This is a genomic window from Amycolatopsis sp. NPDC004747 (assembly GCF_053601335.1).
This window is the reverse complement of the sequence record NZ_JBSGBQ010000011.1, coordinates 23,795-40,234: the sequence shown is the minus strand read 5'-3', so window position 1 is coordinate 40,234 and position 16,440 is coordinate 23,795. Positions and strand designations below refer to the sequence as shown.

Below are 16,440 nucleotides of genomic sequence, written 5' to 3'. Positions count from 1 at the left end.
TGCTCAGCCGTCCCAGACCGCCGCTCCCTGGCGCAGCACCTCCACATCGGACTCTTCCGGCGCCGGCCACAGCTCCACCACGTACCGGTAGTGCTCCCCGTACTCGTGGTCGTTCCAGTCCACCGCCGGCGGTCCCGCGGGCACGTACGAAACCCGCGCCCGGTACAACCCGGGCAGCACCGAAAAGTACTTCTCCTGCGACGGGTAGTCCGCCGGCCCGGAAATCACCAACCGCCCGCTCGGAACCGGAAGATCCGCTTCCACCACGTGCTCGGCGTCGGCCAGCACAGCCGGCGGTGACGGCAGCAGCTCCACCGAGGACTCGACCAGGTCCGACCGCGCCGTCGCGATCGCGAGACCGCCCGGCTCTGCCCCGATCCGGTGAGATTCCACCGCCGCGGAAGTCCAGCCGCTGCCCGTCAGCCGGAGGGAAGAATCCCGGATGGTGAACTGGCGCTGGTCGGCGTGGACGACGAGATGCACACCAACCACCCTAGCCAGGACCCGCCCCGAAATGGTATCGACGGCGGGTTTAGCGTTGACGCCATGACCACTGCTTCCGTCGACGTCGACACGGCCCGCAGCGACTACGCGGCCCTGGTCGGCCGAGGCCTCTCCCTGGACATCACCCGCGGCAAGCCGTCCCCCGAGCAGCTCGATCTTTCGAACGCGCTGCTCGCCCTCCCGGGCGACGGCACCTTCAAGGCCGAGGACGGCACCGACGTCCGCAACTACGGCGGCCTCAACGGCCTGCCCGAGCTGCGCCGCATCTTCGCCGCCGCGCTGCAGGTGCCCGCCGGGCAGCTGCTCGCCGCCGGGAACTCGAGCCTCGAGCTGATGCACGACGCCGTCGTCCAGGCCCTGCTGAGCAAGCTGCCCGGCGCCGAACGCCGCTGGGCCGACGAGCCGCAGGTGAAGTTCCTCGCCCCGGTCCCGGGCTACGACCGCCACTTCGCGCTCACCGAACGCTTCGGCATCGAGCTCGTCCCGGTCGACATGACCGACGAGGGCCCCGACATGGACGTCGTCGAGACGCTGGTCGCCGAGGACCCGGCCGTCAAGGGCATCTGGTGCGTGCCGAAGTACAGCAACCCGACCGGGGTCACCTTCAGCGACGACGTCGTGCGGCGCCTGGCCACCATGCGCACCGCGGCCGGCGACTTCCGGATCTTCTGGGACAACGCCTACGCCGTGCACCACCTCACCGACGACGAGCCGGAGCTGGCCGACCTGCTGGCCCTGGCCACCGAGGCGGGCAACGCCGACCGCGTCTTCGTCTTCGGCTCCACCTCGAAGATCACCCTCGCCGGCGCCGGCGTCGGCTTCTTCGGCGCGTCCGAGGCGAACCTCGCGTGGTGGACCGGCAACATCGGCAAGCGCACCATCGGCCCGGACAAGGTCAACCAGCTGCGCCACGCGCACTTCCTGAAGGACGAGGCCGGCGTCCGCGCCCACATGCGCAAGCACGCCGAGATCATCGGCCCGAAGTTCGCGGCCGTCGACCGCATCCTCTCCGAGGAGCTGGCCGACCTGGCGTCCTGGACCAAGCCGACCGGCGGGTACTTCATCACGCTGACCGTCCCGCAGGGCACCGCGAAGGAGGTCGTGCGGCTGGCGAAGGAGGCCGGGGTCGCGCTGACCCCCGCCGGGGCGACCCACCCGCACGGCAACGACCCGGCCGACGCCGTGATCCGGATCGCGCCGACCTTCCCGAAGCTCGAAGAGGTCGAAGAGGCCGTCCGCGCGCTCGCCGTGTGCGTCCGGCTCGCCGTCGCCCAGCGCGGCTGACCTGGGAAAACGCAAGTCGATCAAAATTTTTCCCGTTTTGACCGAGCCGGGGGACGCCCAGGTACGTATGACCGGTGGGTGAGGTGGACGAACTCGTCACGAGAGGACGTCCCCCGGTGTTCGGAAAACGCTACACAGAGCAGCTGATCGAGCGCAGCGCGGAGAACGCGACCGACCGCCGCCGCTTCCTCAAGGCTGCGGGAGCGGCGGGGCTCGGCGTCGCGGGTGCCGGTGCGCTCGGCACGGCGCTGTCGCTGGGTCTCGGCTCGGCAGGTGCCACGCAGCAGTACGGTGCGCAGGGAGGTGACAAGGGGAAGGAGGCGGCGAGCGACGCCGCGGTGCTGAACTTCGCGCTGAACCTCGAGTACCTCGAGGCGAACCTCTACTCCTTCGCCGCCTACGGCTACGGGCTGAACGAGAAGTACGTCAACGGCATCGGCAACCTCGGCAAGGTCTCCGGTGGCCACGGCGTGCAGTTCAAGAGCGAGCACACCAAGCAGATCGTCCAGGAGATCGCCGGCGACGAGGTCGCCCACGTCAACTTCCTCCGCAAGGCGCTCGGCAAGGGGGCCGTCGCCCAGCCGGAGATCGACTTCCAGAACAGCTTCACCGCGGCCATGCAGGCCGCGGGCGTGATCAAGCAGGGCCAGACGTTCGACCCGTTCGGCAGCGAGAACAACTTCCTGCTCGCCGCGTACCTGTTCGAGGACGTCGGCGTGTCGGCCTACAAGGGCGCGGCGCCGCTGGTGAACAACAAGACGTTCCTCGACGCGGCGGCGGGCATCCTCGCGGTCGAGGCGTACCACGCCGGCATCGTGCGCGGCCAGCTGTTCGAGCGCGGCCTCGGCGACATCACGAACAAGATGTCCGACGCCCGCGACAGCCTCGACGGCAAGGGCGACGACGACGAAGGCGTCATCAAGGACAACAAGGCGAACCTCGTTCCGGCCGACGCCAACGGGATCGCGTTCGGCCGGTCCGCCGAGCGCGTGCTCAACATCGCCTACCTCAACCCGGACAAGGTGTCTTCGGGTGGCTTCTACCCGCGCGGCCTGAACGGCGACATCGCCACCAGTGGTGCGAAGGAGAAGTAGGCGCCGCGTGCCGCCGTCACGGTAACGTCTACGACGGCGGCACGCGGAGTCGAGGGGGCGCGAAGTGCGGGTTCTGGTCGCGGGTGGCGGGATCTCGGGCACGGTGACGGCGATGGCGCTGAAGCTCGCCGGGCACGAGCCGGTCGTGTACGAGGCCTACCCCGCGGGTGGGGACGACATCGGCGCGTTCCTCACGATCATGCACAACGGCATGGACGCCCTGCGGGCGATCGGCGCCGGCCGGCCGGTGATCGACAGTTCGTTCGCCGCGTACGGGGTCGAGCTCGTCGCCCCCACGGGGGAAACCGTGGGGCGGCGCGAGTTCGACACCGAAAGCCTCGACGGGCCGCGCACGCTGACCCGCGCGACGCTCTACCGCGTCCTGCAGGACGAGGCCGCGCACCGCGGTGTCCCGCTCGAACGCGGCAAGCGGCTGGTGGGCGCGAAGGCGGGCGACGGCGGGATCACGGCCGAGTTCGCCGACGGCACCACCGCGACCGGAGACGTCCTGGTCGGCGCGGACGGCCTGCGGTCGGTGGTCCGCCGGCTGATCGACCCGGCCGCGGACGAGCCCCGCTACACCGGGCTGACCGTCGTGTACGGCTACACGCGGGCGGAGGGGCTGCCGTCGGCGCCCGGGATCTACCGGATGGCCCGCGGCAGCCGGGCGGCGTTCGGGTTCACCACGGCCCCGGACGGCGCGACGTTCTGGTTCGCCCGCATCCCCGACACCGAGCGGCCCCGCGAAGAGATCGCGGCGGTCACCCCGGCGGGCTGGCGCGACTTCGCCCACGCGGCCTTCGACGGCGATCCGTTGCCCTGCGCGGACATCGTCGCGGCCACGGGCGACGAAGTCTTCGGCGGCCACTCCTACGACGTCCCGGAAACCCGGGTGTGGTCGACCCCCGAGATGGTCCTGACCGGGGACGCCGCCCACGCCGCGTCCCCGGCCGCGGGCCAGGGCGCGTCGATGGCGCTGGAGGACAGCGTGGTGCTGGCGCAGTGCCTGCGCGACCTGCCGGACCCGGTGTCGGCCTTCGCCGCGTACGAGGGGTTGCGGCGGGAGCGGGTGGAGAAGCTGGTGAAGGCGAGCGCGGGAGTGGACGTCGGCGAGGAAAGCGGCTGGCTGTACTCGCACCACATCGACTGGGACGCGAAGATCACCGCCTAGCGCCCTGCCGCGGCTCGTCGTGAGCGGTAACGCGCGTTCCACTCACGAGCGGGCGCCGCAGGAGTCGCGGACCACCAGTTTCGTGGGCAGCAGCACCGGTTCCGGGGTGGTCGCGTTCTCGAGCATCGCCAGCAGCGCGCCCGCGGCCGCCGTGCCGAAGCCCGGCTTGTCCTGGGCCACCGTCGTCAGCGCGGGGTCGACCAGGGACGCCACCTCGATGTCGTCGAAGCCCACCACGGCCAGGTCCGCCGGCACCCGCAGCCCGGCCGCGCGGGCCGCCAGCAGGGCACCCACCGCCATCTCGTCGCTGGCCGCGAACACCGCCGTCGGCGGCTCCTTGCGGGCCAGCAGCCGCCGCATGCCGACGAACCCGCTCTCGCGGTAGAAGTCGCCGCCGACCACGAGGTCTTCGCTCACCGGCAGCCCGGCTTCGGCCAGGCCGCGCCGGTAGCCCTCGGTGCGGGCGGCCGCGGGCGCGTTGCCGCGGGGGCCGGTGATCGTCGCGATCCGGCGGTGGCCCAGCGCCGCCAGGTGCCGGACGGCCTCCGCCGCGCCGCCGGCGTTGTCCGACGTCACGTGCGTGGCCCGCGGCCCCGACAGGGCGACGTCGAGTGCGACGCACGGCAACCCGGACTGGGCGAAGGCGGTGAACGCGTCGGCGTCCGTCCCGCTGTCGATGAGCACCAGCCCGGCCAGGTGGTGCCGTCGGGTCATGCTCACGTAGCCGATCGGGTCGGCCAGCGAGACGCCCGGGTGGCGGTCGCGGGCGTCGTCGCTCGTCGCGAGCAGCAGCAGGTGGTAGCCGTGCGAGCTCAACGCGGATTTGAGGCCCAGCAACAGGTCCTGCAGGAACGGGTGCCGCCAGCCGGGCCGCCGGTGGTCGGTGTCCCAGACGAGCCCGACCATCGCCGACTGCTGCCGCGACAACGCCCGCGCCGACTCGTTCGGCGAGAAATCGAGGTCGCGCGCCACGCGTTCGACGCGTTCGCGCGTCGCCGCGCTGACCGTGGCGGGGCGGTTGAACACCCGCGACACGGTGGCGACGGAAACCCCGCAGAGCTGCGCGACTTCGCGGGCCGTGACCATGGTGACCTCCGGTTCTTGTAACCGGTTACATCTGTAGCACATGACCTCTGACAGCGTAAACGCCGCCATACTTTATCATTTCGTTACTTGACGGCAACGCGTTGGGAGCGCTCTCATGGGACCCGCGTTTTCCCGACCGGCCCGTAGAACAACGGAGATCTCATGCGCCCGAAAACGAGGAACCGCCGGATCCGCCTGATCGCCGGGGTGGGTGCCACCCTGGTCGCGCTCACCGCGCTGAGCGCCTGCGGGGACAGCGGCGCCGCCGGTGGCAAGGTCAAGCTGAGCCTCGGCCTGTTCGGCAACTTCGGCTACACCGACCTGATCAAGGAGTACCAGGCGGCGCACCCGGACATCGAGATCACCGAGCGGACCGCCGCCTACTCCGACCACCACAAGAATCTGGCCGCGCACCTGGCCACCGGTGCCGGCGCCGCGGACGTCGAGGCCATCGACACCGGTTACGTCGCCCAGTTCAAGGCGACGCCGGACAAGTTCGTCGACCTCAACACCGTCGGCGGGGACCAGCTCAAGGACCGCTGGCTGGGCTGGAAGTGGGCCGCATCGCTGGCCAAGGGCGGCCAGCAGATCGGCTACGGCACCGACGTCGGCGGCCTCGCCATCTGCTACCGCCGCGACCTGTTCGAGCAGGCCCAGCTGCCCGCCGACCGCGACGCCGTCTCCGCGCTCTGGCCCACCTGGCAGGCGTTCTTCGAGACCGGCAAGCGCTTCCAGGCGAAGGCGCCGAACGGCGTCAAGTTCATGGACGGCGGCCCGACCGTGCTCAACGCGATCGTCGGCCAGGCACCGCAGGGCTACTACGACCAGAACGACAAGCTCATCGTCGACAGCAACCCGGCGCTGCGCCAGGGCTGGGACCTCGTGGCCGACGCGGTCAAGGCGAACCTGAGCGCCGGCCTGCTCTACAGCACCCCGCAGTGGAACACCGGCTTCACCCAGGGCCAGTTCGCCACCGTGACCTGCCCGGCGTGGATGATGACCAAGATCAAGGACCAGGCGCCGGACACCTCCGGCAAGTGGGACGTCGCGGCCGTGCCCGGCGGCGGTGGCAACTGGGGCGGCTCGTACCTGACCGTGCCCAAGCAGGGCAAGCACACCAAGGAAGCCGCCGAGCTCGCCGCCTGGCTGACCGCGCCCGAGCAGCAGGCGAAGGTGTTCACCAGCAAGGGCCTGCTGCCGTCGGTGCCGTCGCTCTACGACGACCCGAAGATCACCGGCTACACCAACCCGTTCTTCAACAACGCGCCCGTGGGCAAGGTCTTCACCGACGCGGCGAAGAAGCTGAACCCGCAGTACCAGGGCCCGAAGGCCGGCGACGTGCAAACCGAGTTCGGCAACGCCATGCAGCGCGTCGAGCAGGGCAAGCAGGACGGCGCGGCAGCGTGGCAGCAGCTGGTCGGTGACGTCGCGAAGATCAAGTAATGGCGCTCACCTTCGCCGAGCGGCGGCAGAAGTGGGACGTCAAGCTGTCGCCGTTCGGCTTCATCAGCCCGTACTTCCTCATCTTCGGCGTCTTCGGGTTGTTCCCGCTGCTGTACACGGCGTTCGTGTCGCTGCAGAAGCGGAACCTCATCGACGCCGAAGGCGCGCAGTTCATCGGCTTCGGCAACTACGAGCAGCTGCTGTTCCACGACCCGTACTTCTGGAACGCGATGGGGAACACGCTCAGCCTGTGGCTGCTGACCACGATCCCGCAGATCCTGTTCGCGCTCGGCATCGCGCACCTGCTCAACCGGCGGCTGCGCGGGCGGATGTTCTTCCGGATGGGGATGATCCTGCCGAACATCACCTCGGTGGCGGCGGTGACGATCATCTTCGCCCAGCTGTTCGGCCGGGACTTCGGGCTGGTCAACTGGGTGCTGAGCTGGTTCGGCGCCGGGCAGGTCGACTGGCAGGCCGGCACGGCCAGCTCGCACACCGCCATCGCGGCGATGGTGGTGTGGCGCTGGACCGGCTACCACGCCCTGATCTTCCTGGCGTCGATGCAGGCGATCCCGTCGAGCATGTACGAAGCCGCCACCCTCGACGGCGCCAAGGGGTGGCAGCAGTTCTGGCGGATCACCGTGCCGCTGCTGCGGCCGCAGATCATCTTCTCCACGGTGATCGCGACAACAGGCAACATGCGCCTGCTCGCCGAGCCGCTGCTGTTCAACCCGGGCACGGCGGCCGCCACCGGGGGATCGGACCGGCAGTTCCAGACCGCCGCGCTCTACCTCTACGAACAGGGTTTCGCCAAGTACGACTTCGGCTACAGCTCGGCGATCGCGCTGATCCTGGCCGTGGCCACGATGCTCGTCGCGGGGCTGTCGTACCTGGTCACCCGGCGCATCCAAACGGACTGAGGAGCGGACATGACCACCGTGCTGACCCCGGCCGCGCCCGCGCCGCCGGCGGCCCCCGGGCGGGCCCGGCGCATCGCGCGCCGGGTCGCGAGCCCGTGGACCTACGCCGCGCTGATCGCGATCCTGGCCGGCTCGGCGTTCCCGGTGTACTGGTCGTTCGTCGTCTCCTCGCAGACGACGGAGGCGGTCGGGAGCGTGCCGCCGGTGCTCGTTCCCGGCGGGCACCTGTTCGAGAACATCGCCCGGGTCTTCGACGAGACGGACTTCGCGCTGGCGCTGGGCAACTCGCTGATCGTCGCGGGCACGATCACCGTGTCGGTCGTGCTGTTCTCGACGCTGGCCGGGTTCGCCTTCGCCAAGCTGCGCTTCCGCGGGCGGACGTTCCTGCTGCTGGTCGTGATCGCCACCCAGGCGATCCCGACCGAGCTCGGCGTGGTGCCGCTGTACATGATGATGGCCGACTTCGGGTGGGCCGGGCAGCTGCAGGCGGTGATCGTGCCCGGCCTGGTCACCGCGTTCGGCGTGTTCTTCATGCGCCAGTACTTCGAGCGCGCGCTGCCGCTGGAGCTGCTGGAGGCCGGGCGGATGGACGGCTGCGGGTCACTGCGGCTGTTCTGGCACGTGGCCCTGCCCGCCGCCCGCCCGGCCGCGGCGGTGCTCGGGCTGTTCACCTTCATGCAGGCCTGGAACGACTTCTTCTGGCCGCTGGTGGTGCTGGTGCCGGAGAACCCGACCGTCCAAACCGCACTGTCCACCCTGGCCAGCGGCTACACCACCGACTACACGCTCGTGCTCACCGCCGCCACCATCGGCACCGTCCCCGTCCTGCTCGTGTTCCTGCTGTTCGGCCGCCAGATCGTCGGCGGCATCATGCAGGGCGCGCTCAAGGGCTGACCCTCCCCGGAGCTCACCGTGACTTCCAGTTTCCCGCCCGCTTTCCGCTGGGGCGTCGCGACCTCGGCGTTCCAGATCGAAGGCGCCACGACCGCCGACGGCCGCGGACCGTCCATCTGGGACACCTTCGCGGCGGTCCCCGGCGCGGTGGCCGGCGGCCACACCGGCGAACCGGCGGCCGACCACTACCACCGCTGGCCTGCCGACCTCGACCTGCTCGCCGAACTGGGTGTCGACTCCTACCGGTTCTCGGTGTCCTGGCCGCGGATCCAGCCGTCCGGCCGGGGCGCCCCGGAACGCCGGGGCCTGGCCTTCTACCGGCGGCTGGTGGAAGGGCTGCGGGAGCGGGGGATCGAGCCGTTCCTGACGCTCTACCACTGGGACCTTCCCCAGGCGCTGGAGGACGACGGCGGCTGGCGCTCGCGGGACACGGCGTACCGGTTCGCCGAGTACGCGGCCCTGGTGCACGAGGAACTCGGCGACCTCGTCGACTTCTGGACGACGCTCAACGAGCCGTACCCGTGCGCGGTGGCGGGCTACGGCGAAGGCCGCCACGCGCCGGGGGCGCGGGAGGGACACGGCGCGCTGGCGGCCGCCCACCACCTGCTGCTGGGCCACGGGCTGGCGGTCCGGGCGATGTGCGAGCGGGCGGCCTTGCCGCACCAGTTCGGCATCGTCCTCAACCAGTCGCCGTCGGTGCCGGTGACGTCTTCGGCCGCCGACACCGCCGCGGCCGCGCGGCAGGACACCCTGTTGCGCCGCCAGTTCACCGACCCGCTGTTCGGCGGCCGGTACGCACCGGGCCTGGCGGCGATGTTCGACGGCGTCTCGGACTTCTCGTTCCGCCAGGACGACGACCTGGAGATCATCGGGGCGCCCCTGGACTACCTGGGCGTGAACTACTACTACCGCCTGCACGTCGCGGACGCGCCCCACCGCGAGCCGGACCCGGCCGCGCGGACGGTCACGGACATCGGGGTGGACACCACCCGCCTCCCGGACGTCCCGCGGACCGGGATGGGCTGGCCGGTCGAGCCGGAGGGCCTCACCGAAGCGCTGGTCGGCCTGCACAACCGCTACCCGGGGCTGCCGCCGGTGTACGTCACGGAGAACGGGTGCGTGTACGCGGACCGGAGCGATTTCGCGGACTACGAGCGCATCAGCTTCTTGAGCGAGCACATCGAGGCGGCCCGCGCGGCGGCCGCGGCCGGGGTGGACCTGCGCGGGTACTTCTGCTGGTCGCTGCTGGACAACTTCGAGTGGGCGCACGGGTACAAGCACCGCTTCGGGCTGGTCCACGTCGACTACGAGACGCAGGCGCGCACCCCGCGGTCGAGCTACCGCTGGTACCGCGACTTCATCGCCGCCGAGCGGACCCCCTGAGAAAGCCGTTGGAGGGCCGGGGCCGCCCGCTCTACGGTGACGTCATGAGCGATCACCCGGCAGCCCCGGCCGAAGCCTTCGAGCCGCCCTACTACGTGGCCGTCTTCACCTCGGTGCGCACCGGCGAGCAGGCCGGCTACCCCGAGACCGCCGCCCGGATGGCGGAGCTGGTCCAGCAGGTCCCCGGGTACCTGGGCATGGACCACGCCCAGACCCCCGGCGGCCTGGGCATCACCGTCGGGTACTTCCGCGACGCCGAAGCGCTCGCGCGGTGGCGGGGCGACGCCGAGCACCGCGCGGCCCGGCAGCGGGGCCGCGCGGAGTGGTACGAGAGCTACACGCTGCACGTGGCGAAGGTGGAGCGCAGCAGCGGCTTCACCCGAGGCTGAAAGCGCCCCAATGTGGCCCTCGGTGCGTGAGACGCACCCAAGGCCGCCTTGGGGCGCTTACTTCTTGTACAGGCCTTCGATGTCGTTCGCGTAGTTCTTCGAGACCACGTTGCGCTTCAGCTTCAGGCTCGGCGTGATCTCACCGCCCGCTTCGGTGAAGTCGTTCGCCAGCACGGTGAACTTCTTGATCGCCTCGGCCTTGGACACCGACTTGTTCGCCTCGTCCACCGCGGCCTGGATCTCCGCGACCAGGTCGGGGTCGGTGGCCAGGTCGGCGACCGTGGCCGAGGCGGGCTTGCCGTGCTGGGACTTCCAGGACGGGAAGTACTCCTCGTCCACCGTCACCAGCGCCGCGATGAACGGGCGCTGGTCGCCGACCACCATGGCCTGGCTGACCAGCGGGGACGCCTTGATCGTGTCCTCGAGGCCGGACGGGGCGACGTTCTTGCCGCCCGCGGTCACGATGATCTCCTTCTTGCGGCCGGTGATCTTCAGGAACCCGTCCGCGTCGAGCTCGCCGAGGTCGCCGGTGTGGAACCAGCCGTCGGTGAGCGCTTCCTTGGTGGCCTGCGGGTTGTTGTAGTACGCCCGGAACACGACGTCGCCCTTGAGCATGACCTCGCCGTCGTCGGCGATGCGGACCGACGTGCCGTTGACCGGCTTGCCGACCGTGCCCACGCGGAACGCCGTCTGCGTGTTGACGTTCGCCGCCGCGGACGTCTCGGTGAGGCCGTAGCCCTCGAACACCGGGACGCCGATGCCGCGGAAGAAGTGCGCCAGCCGCGCACCGAGCGGGGCGCCGCCCGAGACCGCGGCGACGCAGCGGCCGCCGAGGGCCGCGCGCAGCTTGCCGTAGACCAGCTTGTCGAACACCAGGTGCTGCAGCTTAAGCACGAGCCCGGCGCCGCCGTTGTCCTGCGCTTCGCTGTAGGCGACCGCGGTGGCCTCGGCGATGTCGAAGATCTTGCCCTTGCCCTCGCTGTGGGCCTTCTGCTTCGCCGAGTTGTAGACCTTCTCGAACACGCGCGGCACGGCGACGACGAACGTCGGCCGAAACGTGCCCAGGTCGGCGACCAGGTTCTTGACGTCCGGGGTGTGCCCGAGGGTGACGCGGGCGGTCAGCGCCGTCACGGCGATCGCGCGGGCCAGCACGTGCGCCAGCGGCAGGAAGCACAGCAGCGAGTTGCCCTGCTCCATCAGCTGCGGGAACGCCTCGATGTCGGCGCGGATCTCGGCCAGCAGGTTGCGGTGGGTCAGCTCGACGCCCTTGGGGCGGCCGGTGGTGCCCGAGGTGTAGACGATGGTGGCGAGCTCGTCCGCGGACACCTCGCGGCGGCGGTCGTGCAGCTCGTCGTCCGACAGCGAAGCGCCCAGCGCGGCGAGCTCCTCGACGGCGGGGGAGTCGCCCTCGATCTGCCAGGTGTTCTGCAGGTCGGTGAGCCGGTCCCGGATCTCCTCGACCGCGCCGGCGTGGGCGTTCGTCTCGACGAAGACGCCCTTCGCGGCCGAGTCGGAGAGGATCCAGTGCACCTGTTCCGGGGAGGACGTGTCGTAGATCGGGACGGTCACCGCGCCCGCCGCCCAGATCGCGAAGTCGATCAGCGTCCACTCGTAGCGGGTCTTCGACATGATCGCGACGCGGTCGCCGCGGGCGATCCCGGCCTTGGCCATGCCCTTGGCCACGGCCAGCACCTCGGCCGCGAACTCCTTGGCGGTCACGTCCAGCCAGCTGCCCTCGACCTGGCGGCGGAAGCTCACCACGTCGGAGAACCGCTCGGCGTTCGCCCAGACGACGTCGGACATGTTTTCGTCGTCGGCCACCGGCTTGCCGGCGGGAGCGCTGTATTCGCGCACGTGGACCTCCGTGTTCACTGCGTGCGGCAGGTGACACCGCTGTTACCCGCCAGTCAACTTAGCGTGGTGAGCACCTTAAGACCATGCTGATCGCCGCCGCGAGGCGAGGCCGTGACATTCTTCGCACGTGAACGCGCCACCCTCCCTCGACATCGTCGACGAGACGTTCCTCGCCGTTCCGCCCGCCACCGTGGCCGCGGTCTTCGCCGAGCCGGCCTCCTGGCGGCGCTACTGGCCCGACCTGGTCCTCGAGGTCTACACCGACCGGGGGGACAAGGGCCTGCGCTGGACCGTGCGGGGCGCGCTCGTCGGTACGATGGAGGTCTGGCTCGAGCCGGTGCTCGACGGCACCCTGCTGCACTACTTCCTGCGGGCGACGCCCGCTGACGCGGCCGGGGCGCCCCGGGAACTGGCGCCACGCGACCTGCGCCGGGAGTTCGACCGGCGGGCCCGCGCGGCCAAGGCGATCGCGCTCGGGCTCAAGGAGATCCTGGAGGACGGGCGCGAGCCCGGCGTCCCTCCGCGCGGCGAGGAGTAGGGGGAGCACGGGTGCGGGTACACGTCGTCTCGGACGTGCACGGCAATGCCGATGCGCTCAAGCGCGCCGGCGACGGGGCGGACGCACTGGTCGTGCTCGGCGACCTGATCGACTTCGTCGACTACCACGACTACGAAAAGGGCATCATGGGCGCCCTGTTCGGCGCGGAGAAGGTCGGCGAGTTCGCCCGCCTGCGCCGCGAGGGCACCCGTGACGAAACCGTTGCCTTTTCGCGCACGCTCTGGGCGACCCTCGACGACCCGGGCTCCGCGGTCGACGAGGCCATCCGCGCCCAGTACGCGACGCTGTTCGCGGCGATGACCGCGCCCACGTACGCCACGCCCGGAAACGTCGACACCCCGGCGCTGTGGCCGGAGTTCACCGGCGAGGGCGTCCGGGTGCTCGACGGCGAGGTGGCCGAGATCGGCGGCCTGCGGTTCGGGTTCGTCGGCGGCGCGCTGCTGCCCGACGGCGTCGTCCCGCGGCCGCGTAAAGGCGCCGCGTGGCGCCCCTACCTGCGGGATCGCGAGGACTACGACGGGAGCGTGGCCGCGCTCACCGACATCGACGTCCTCTGCACGCACGGCCCGCCCGCCCTGCCGGAGCTGACCTACGACGTCGTCGCGCGCCGCAGCGAGATCGGCTCGACGGCGCTGCTGGAGCTGATCCGGGCGCAGCGGCCGCGCTGGTCGGTGTTCGGCCACGTGCACCAGCCCCTGGCCGCGCGCGCCCGGGTCGGCCTGACCGAGTGCCGTAACGTGGGTCACTTCAAGGAGACCGGGCAGCCCTACGTGCTGCGCTGGTGACCAACCGCGGCGGCTACGCTTCGACCCATGGCCGAGCAGTCCACACAGTCCATCGAGGTCGACGCCGAGCCCAGCCGGGTGATGGCCGTGATCGCCGACTTCCCCGCGTACCCGGAATGGGCCAAGGCCGTCCGGCAGACCGAGGTCCTCGACACCGACGCCGACGGGCGGGCGAAGCAGGTCAAGCTCACCCTCGACGCGGGCCCGATCAAGGACGTCTACACCCTCGAGTACGACTGGGACGAAGACGGCCTCGGCGTCAGCTGGCACCTGGTCAAGGGCCAGATGCAGAAGGCGCAGAACGGCCGCTACGCGCTGGCCGACCTCGGCGGCCGGACCCGCGTCACCTACACGCTGTCGGTCGAGCTGGCGCTGCCGATGATCGGCCTGCTGCGCCGCAAGGCCGAGAAGATGGTCATGGACACCGCGCTGAAGGAGCTCAAGAAGCGGGCCGAGGGCTAGCCCGTGCGGATCCTGCTGTGCACCGGCAAGGGGGGTGTCGGGAAGACCACGCTGGCCGCGGCCACCGGCGCCGCCCTCGCCGCCCGCGGCAGGAAGACCCTCGTCGTGTCCACCGACCCGGCGCATTCGCTGGGCGACGCCTTCGCGCGGCCCCTCGGCGCCGAACCGTCCGAAGTGGACGCTCTGCTCTCGGGTGTGCAGGTCGATTCGCGCACCCTGGTGGACGCCACCTGGGAAGGGCTGCGTGGTGAGCTGCGCTCGGTGCTGGCCGGAGCGGGGCTCGACACGCTGGACGCCGAAGAGCTGACCGTGCTGCCCGGCGTCGACGAGCTGCTCGCCCTCACCGAGGTCCGGCGGCTGGCCGAGGACGGGCCGTGGGAGGCCGTCGTCGTCGACTGCGGCCCGACGGCCGAGACGCTGCGGCTGCTGGCCCTGCCCGAGGCCGTCTCCGGCTACCTGGCCCGCGTTTTCGGGCGCCGCGTCACCGACTCCGTGCGCCGCCTCGGCACCCACCTCGACGGCCTGCGCGCCCTGCTCACCGACCCGGCGGTGACGACGGTCCGGCTGGTCCTGACGCCGGAGCGGGTGGTCGTGGCCGAGGCGCGGCGCACGCTCAGCTCCCTGGCCCTGCGCGGCATCGCCGTCGACGGCGTGATCGCCAACCGGCTGATGCCCGCACCCGGCATCTGGCGCGGCGGCGCCGCGTCGTGGCTGCGGACGCGGCGGACCCAGCAGGACGCCGTGCTCGCCGAGCTCGCCGCGGCCGGGATCGCGCCGGTGGCCCGGGTCGAGCACCGGGCCGTCGAGCCGGTCGGGCTGCCGGCGCTGCTGGAGATCGCCGACGAGCTCTACCGCGGCCAGGACCCCCTGGCGGGCAACGGCGCGCCCGTCACCCCGCTGCTGCGTGTGCGGCCCGCTCCCGGCGGGTACACGCTGCGCGTCGCGATCCCGCTCGGGCGGGACGCCGAGGTCGACCTCGCCCGCGTCGACGACGACCTGGCGATCACCGTGGACGGCTTCCGCAGGCTCATCGCCCTGCCGGAGCCGCTGCGGCCGTGCCGGATCACCGGCGCGGAATCCGACGCCGACGGCCTGGTCGTGCACCTGGCCGGGAACCGGGGACGCGGGTGAGCGAAACCGAACACGGGCCGCGGCTGGCGGAGGAGATCCGGCTGCTCGCGGAGCTGGTCGCGGACAAGGCGGCGCCGTGGCTGGAGGGCGTGCTTGCGGCCGGGCACGGCAGCTTCTTTGCGGGGGGTCCGGGTGGCGAAGCCCCCGGCCCGGGGCGGAGCCCCGGTGGTTGCAGCAGCTTCTTTTCGGGGGGTCCGGGTGGCGGAGCCCCCGGTGCTCACGGTCGCCCTGAGGAGGCGAAGCCGGACGGTTCGGCGTGCGGCTGGTGTCCACTGTGTGCGATCGTCGCGGTGGTGCGGGGTGAACGGCCGGAGCTGGTCGCGCGGCTGGTCGAGCAGCTCGCGCAGCTGGTCGCCCTGCTGCGCGCGGTGCTGGCGGACCGCTGGGAGCCGGAGGAGGGCGTGCACATGCCCGGGTTCCGGCCCGCGCCGCGGCCGGCGGACCCGCGGCCCTCGCCGCGGGTGCAGCACATCGCGGTCCGCCGGCGCGACGAGTGGGAGAGCTGAGTGCGGACGATAGGGGTGGACGTCGGCGGGACGAGCATCCGGGCCGGCGTGGTGGACGAACGCGGCTCCCTGCTCGACACGGCACGCGTCGCGACGCCGACCGAAGAAGGCGCGCTCGAGGACGCCATCGCGGGCGTGGTCGAGGACCTGCGCAACCGCCACGACGTGGCCGGGGTAGGGCTGGCGGTGGCGGGCTTCGTGGCGCGTGACCGCCGTTCGGTGATGTTCGCGCCCCACCTGGCCTGGCGCGGCGCGCCGGTGGCGGACCGGATCGAGAAGCGCGTCGGCCTGCCGGTGCTGCTGGAGCACGACGTCAATTCGGCGATCGTGGGCGAGCACCGCTTCGGCGCGGCCCGCGGCGCCCAGGTGGCGGCGCTGGTGGCACTGGGCACGGGCATCGGGGCGGGTCTCCTGCTGGACGGAAAGCTCTATCGAGGCGCGTACGGCGTGGCACCGGAGCTGGGCCACCTGACGGTGGTCCGCGGCGGCCGCCCGTGCCCGTGCGGCAAGTACGGCTGCTGGGAGCGGTACTGCAGCGGAACGGCGCTGGCGGCGACGGCGGTGGAGCTGCTGGCCCGCCACCCGGGCCGGTCGACGGTGCTGGCCCCGCAGGTGGCGGGCGACCCGGGTTCGGTGACGGGCCGCCGGGTGGCGGGCGCGGCGCGCGACGGGGACCCGATCGCCCAGCTGGCGATGGCGGAGCTGGCCAAGTGGCTCGGCGAGGGGTTGGCCCTGGTCGCGGACGTGTTCGACCCGGAGATCATCGTGATCGGCGGGGGAGTGTCGGAGTCGGCGCCGCTGTTCTTGGACGAAGCCCGCGAGCACTACGCGGGAGCGATCACGGGCGCCCGCCACCGGCCGCTGGCGAGGATCCGGACGGCCCACCTGGGTGACGACACGGCGATCGTGGGCGCGGCGGCGCTGGCCCTGGAGGCGGCGAAGACCCCGGTCTGACGCGGTGGGAACCGGCGCTCG

17 protein-coding genes are annotated in these 16,440 nt (G+C 71.6%); 14 read left to right on the top strand and 3 right to left on the bottom strand.

Annotated features, from left to right (window positions below; translation table 11 throughout):
• Positions 1–3 precede the first annotated feature (3 nt).
• On the bottom strand, positions 4–483 hold the full coding sequence (locus ACWEGE_RS19215; RefSeq protein WP_449661797.1) for a hypothetical protein: 480 nt from the start codon (positions 481–483) through the stop codon (positions 4–6).
• 63 nt (positions 484–546) lie between these two features.
• Here ACWEGE_RS19215 and ACWEGE_RS19210 point away from each other — a divergent pair, with 63 nt between their 5' ends.
• The 3 genes from ACWEGE_RS19210 (at position 547) to ACWEGE_RS19200 (ending at position 4,053) form a co-directional block, all read left to right on the top strand.
• The gene (locus ACWEGE_RS19210; RefSeq protein WP_449661796.1) at positions 547–1,788 is read left to right on the top strand and encodes an aminotransferase class I/II-fold pyridoxal phosphate-dependent enzyme; all 1,242 of its coding nucleotides are present in this window, start codon (positions 547–549) and stop codon (positions 1,786–1,788) included.
• Positions 1,789–1,904: 116 nt separating this feature from the next.
• Entirely contained in the window at positions 1,905–2,882 is a 978-nt protein-coding gene (locus ACWEGE_RS19205; RefSeq protein WP_449662019.1) for a ferritin-like domain-containing protein, read from the top strand.
• 64 nt (positions 2,883–2,946) lie between these two features.
• Entirely contained in the window at positions 2,947–4,053 is a 1,107-nt protein-coding gene (locus ACWEGE_RS19200; protein WP_449661795.1) for an FAD-dependent oxidoreductase, read from the top strand.
• 42 nt (positions 4,054–4,095) lie between these two features.
• Here the strand turns inward: ACWEGE_RS19200 and ACWEGE_RS19195 are convergent, their stop codons facing one another.
• Positions 4,096–5,139: a LacI family DNA-binding transcriptional regulator gene (locus ACWEGE_RS19195; protein WP_449661794.1), complete on the bottom strand. Its 1,044-nt coding sequence runs from the start codon at positions 5,137–5,139 to the stop codon at positions 4,096–4,098.
• Positions 5,140–5,301: 162 nt separating this feature from the next.
• Between ACWEGE_RS19195 and ACWEGE_RS19190 the strand changes: the two genes are divergently transcribed.
• The 5 genes from ACWEGE_RS19190 to ACWEGE_RS19170 are packed head-to-tail and all read left to right on the top strand — an operon-like array spanning position 5,302 to position 10,168.
• Positions 5,302–6,582: an ABC transporter substrate-binding protein gene (locus ACWEGE_RS19190; protein WP_449661793.1), complete on the top strand. Its 1,281-nt coding sequence runs from the start codon at positions 5,302–5,304 to the stop codon at positions 6,580–6,582.
• Positions 6,582–7,502, top strand: coding sequence for a carbohydrate ABC transporter permease (locus tag ACWEGE_RS19185; protein WP_449661792.1), 921 nt, complete (start codon positions 6,582–6,584; stop codon positions 7,500–7,502). The genes ACWEGE_RS19190 and ACWEGE_RS19185 overlap by 1 nt, the downstream gene beginning before the upstream one ends.
• 9 nt (positions 7,503–7,511) lie before the next feature.
• Positions 7,512–8,396, top strand: coding sequence for a carbohydrate ABC transporter permease (locus ACWEGE_RS19180; protein ID WP_449661791.1), 885 nt, complete (start codon positions 7,512–7,514; stop codon positions 8,394–8,396).
• An 18-nt stretch (positions 8,397–8,414) separates the two neighbouring features.
• Positions 8,415–9,779, top strand: a complete 1,365-nt coding sequence (locus tag ACWEGE_RS19175; RefSeq protein ID WP_449661790.1) for a GH1 family beta-glucosidase — start codon at positions 8,415–8,417, stop codon at positions 9,777–9,779.
• Between the two features lie 44 nt (positions 9,780–9,823).
• Positions 9,824–10,168: an antibiotic biosynthesis monooxygenase family protein gene (locus ACWEGE_RS19170; protein ID WP_449661789.1), complete on the top strand. Its 345-nt coding sequence runs from the start codon at positions 9,824–9,826 to the stop codon at positions 10,166–10,168.
• Between the two features lie 57 nt (positions 10,169–10,225).
• On the opposite strand, the gene ACWEGE_RS19165 is transcribed toward ACWEGE_RS19170, so the two are convergent.
• The gene (locus tag ACWEGE_RS19165; protein WP_449661788.1) at positions 10,226–12,022 is read right to left on the bottom strand and encodes an AMP-dependent synthetase/ligase; all 1,797 of its coding nucleotides are present in this window, start codon (positions 12,020–12,022) and stop codon (positions 10,226–10,228) included.
• Positions 12,023–12,149: 127 nt separating this feature from the next.
• Between ACWEGE_RS19165 and ACWEGE_RS19160 the strand changes: the two genes are divergently transcribed.
• From ACWEGE_RS19160 to ACWEGE_RS19135, 6 genes are read left to right on the top strand one after another with little or no spacing between them, the layout of a single operon-like run.
• Positions 12,150–12,560, top strand: coding sequence for a polyketide cyclase / dehydrase and lipid transport (locus tag ACWEGE_RS19160; protein WP_176175955.1), 411 nt, complete (start codon positions 12,150–12,152; stop codon positions 12,558–12,560).
• A gap of 11 nt (positions 12,561–12,571) precedes the next feature.
• A complete protein-coding gene (locus ACWEGE_RS19155; protein ID WP_449661787.1) occupies positions 12,572–13,366 on the top strand; it encodes a metallophosphoesterase family protein in 795 nt (264 codons plus the stop codon).
• Positions 13,367–13,393: 27 nt separating this feature from the next.
• Positions 13,394–13,828, top strand: coding sequence for an SRPBCC family protein (locus ACWEGE_RS19150; RefSeq protein ID WP_206792154.1), 435 nt, complete (start codon positions 13,394–13,396; stop codon positions 13,826–13,828).
• Positions 13,829–13,831: 3 nt separating this feature from the next.
• A complete protein-coding gene (locus ACWEGE_RS19145; RefSeq protein WP_449661786.1) occupies positions 13,832–14,959 on the top strand; it encodes an ArsA family ATPase in 1,128 nt (375 codons plus the stop codon).
• Positions 14,956–15,465 carry a hypothetical protein gene (locus ACWEGE_RS19140; RefSeq protein ID WP_449661785.1) on the top strand — a complete coding sequence of 170 codons (510 nt, stop codon included), beginning with the start codon at positions 14,956–14,958 and terminating at the stop codon, positions 15,463–15,465. Before ACWEGE_RS19145 ends, ACWEGE_RS19140 begins: the two co-directional genes overlap by 4 nt.
• Positions 15,466–15,480: 15 nt before the next feature.
• Complete coding sequence (locus tag ACWEGE_RS19135; RefSeq protein ID WP_043783421.1) at positions 15,481–16,419, top strand: ROK family protein; 939 nt, start codon at positions 15,481–15,483, stop codon at positions 16,417–16,419.
• Positions 16,420–16,440 lie beyond the last annotated feature (21 nt).

What these genes read in the sequence shown, in the direction of transcription:
- ACWEGE_RS19210 (WP_449661796.1), top strand. Translation starts at nt 547, where the DNA reads ATGACCACTGCTTCCGTCGACGTCGACACGGCCCGCAGCGACTACGCG.
- ACWEGE_RS19195 (WP_449661794.1), bottom strand. Translation starts at nt 5,139, where the DNA reads ATGGTCACGGCCCGCGAAGTCGCGCAGCTCTGCGGGGTTTCCGTCGCC.
- ACWEGE_RS19190 (WP_449661793.1), top strand. Translation starts at nt 5,302, where the DNA reads ATGCGCCCGAAAACGAGGAACCGCCGGATCCGCCTGATCGCCGGGGTG.
- ACWEGE_RS19185 (WP_449661792.1), top strand. Translation starts at nt 6,582, where the DNA reads ATGGCGCTCACCTTCGCCGAGCGGCGGCAGAAGTGGGACGTCAAGCTG.
- ACWEGE_RS19180 (WP_449661791.1), top strand. Translation starts at nt 7,512, where the DNA reads ATGACCACCGTGCTGACCCCGGCCGCGCCCGCGCCGCCGGCGGCCCCC.
- ACWEGE_RS19170 (WP_449661789.1), top strand. Translation starts at nt 9,824, where the DNA reads ATGAGCGATCACCCGGCAGCCCCGGCCGAAGCCTTCGAGCCGCCCTAC.
- ACWEGE_RS19150 (WP_206792154.1), top strand. Translation starts at nt 13,394, where the DNA reads ATGGCCGAGCAGTCCACACAGTCCATCGAGGTCGACGCCGAGCCCAGC.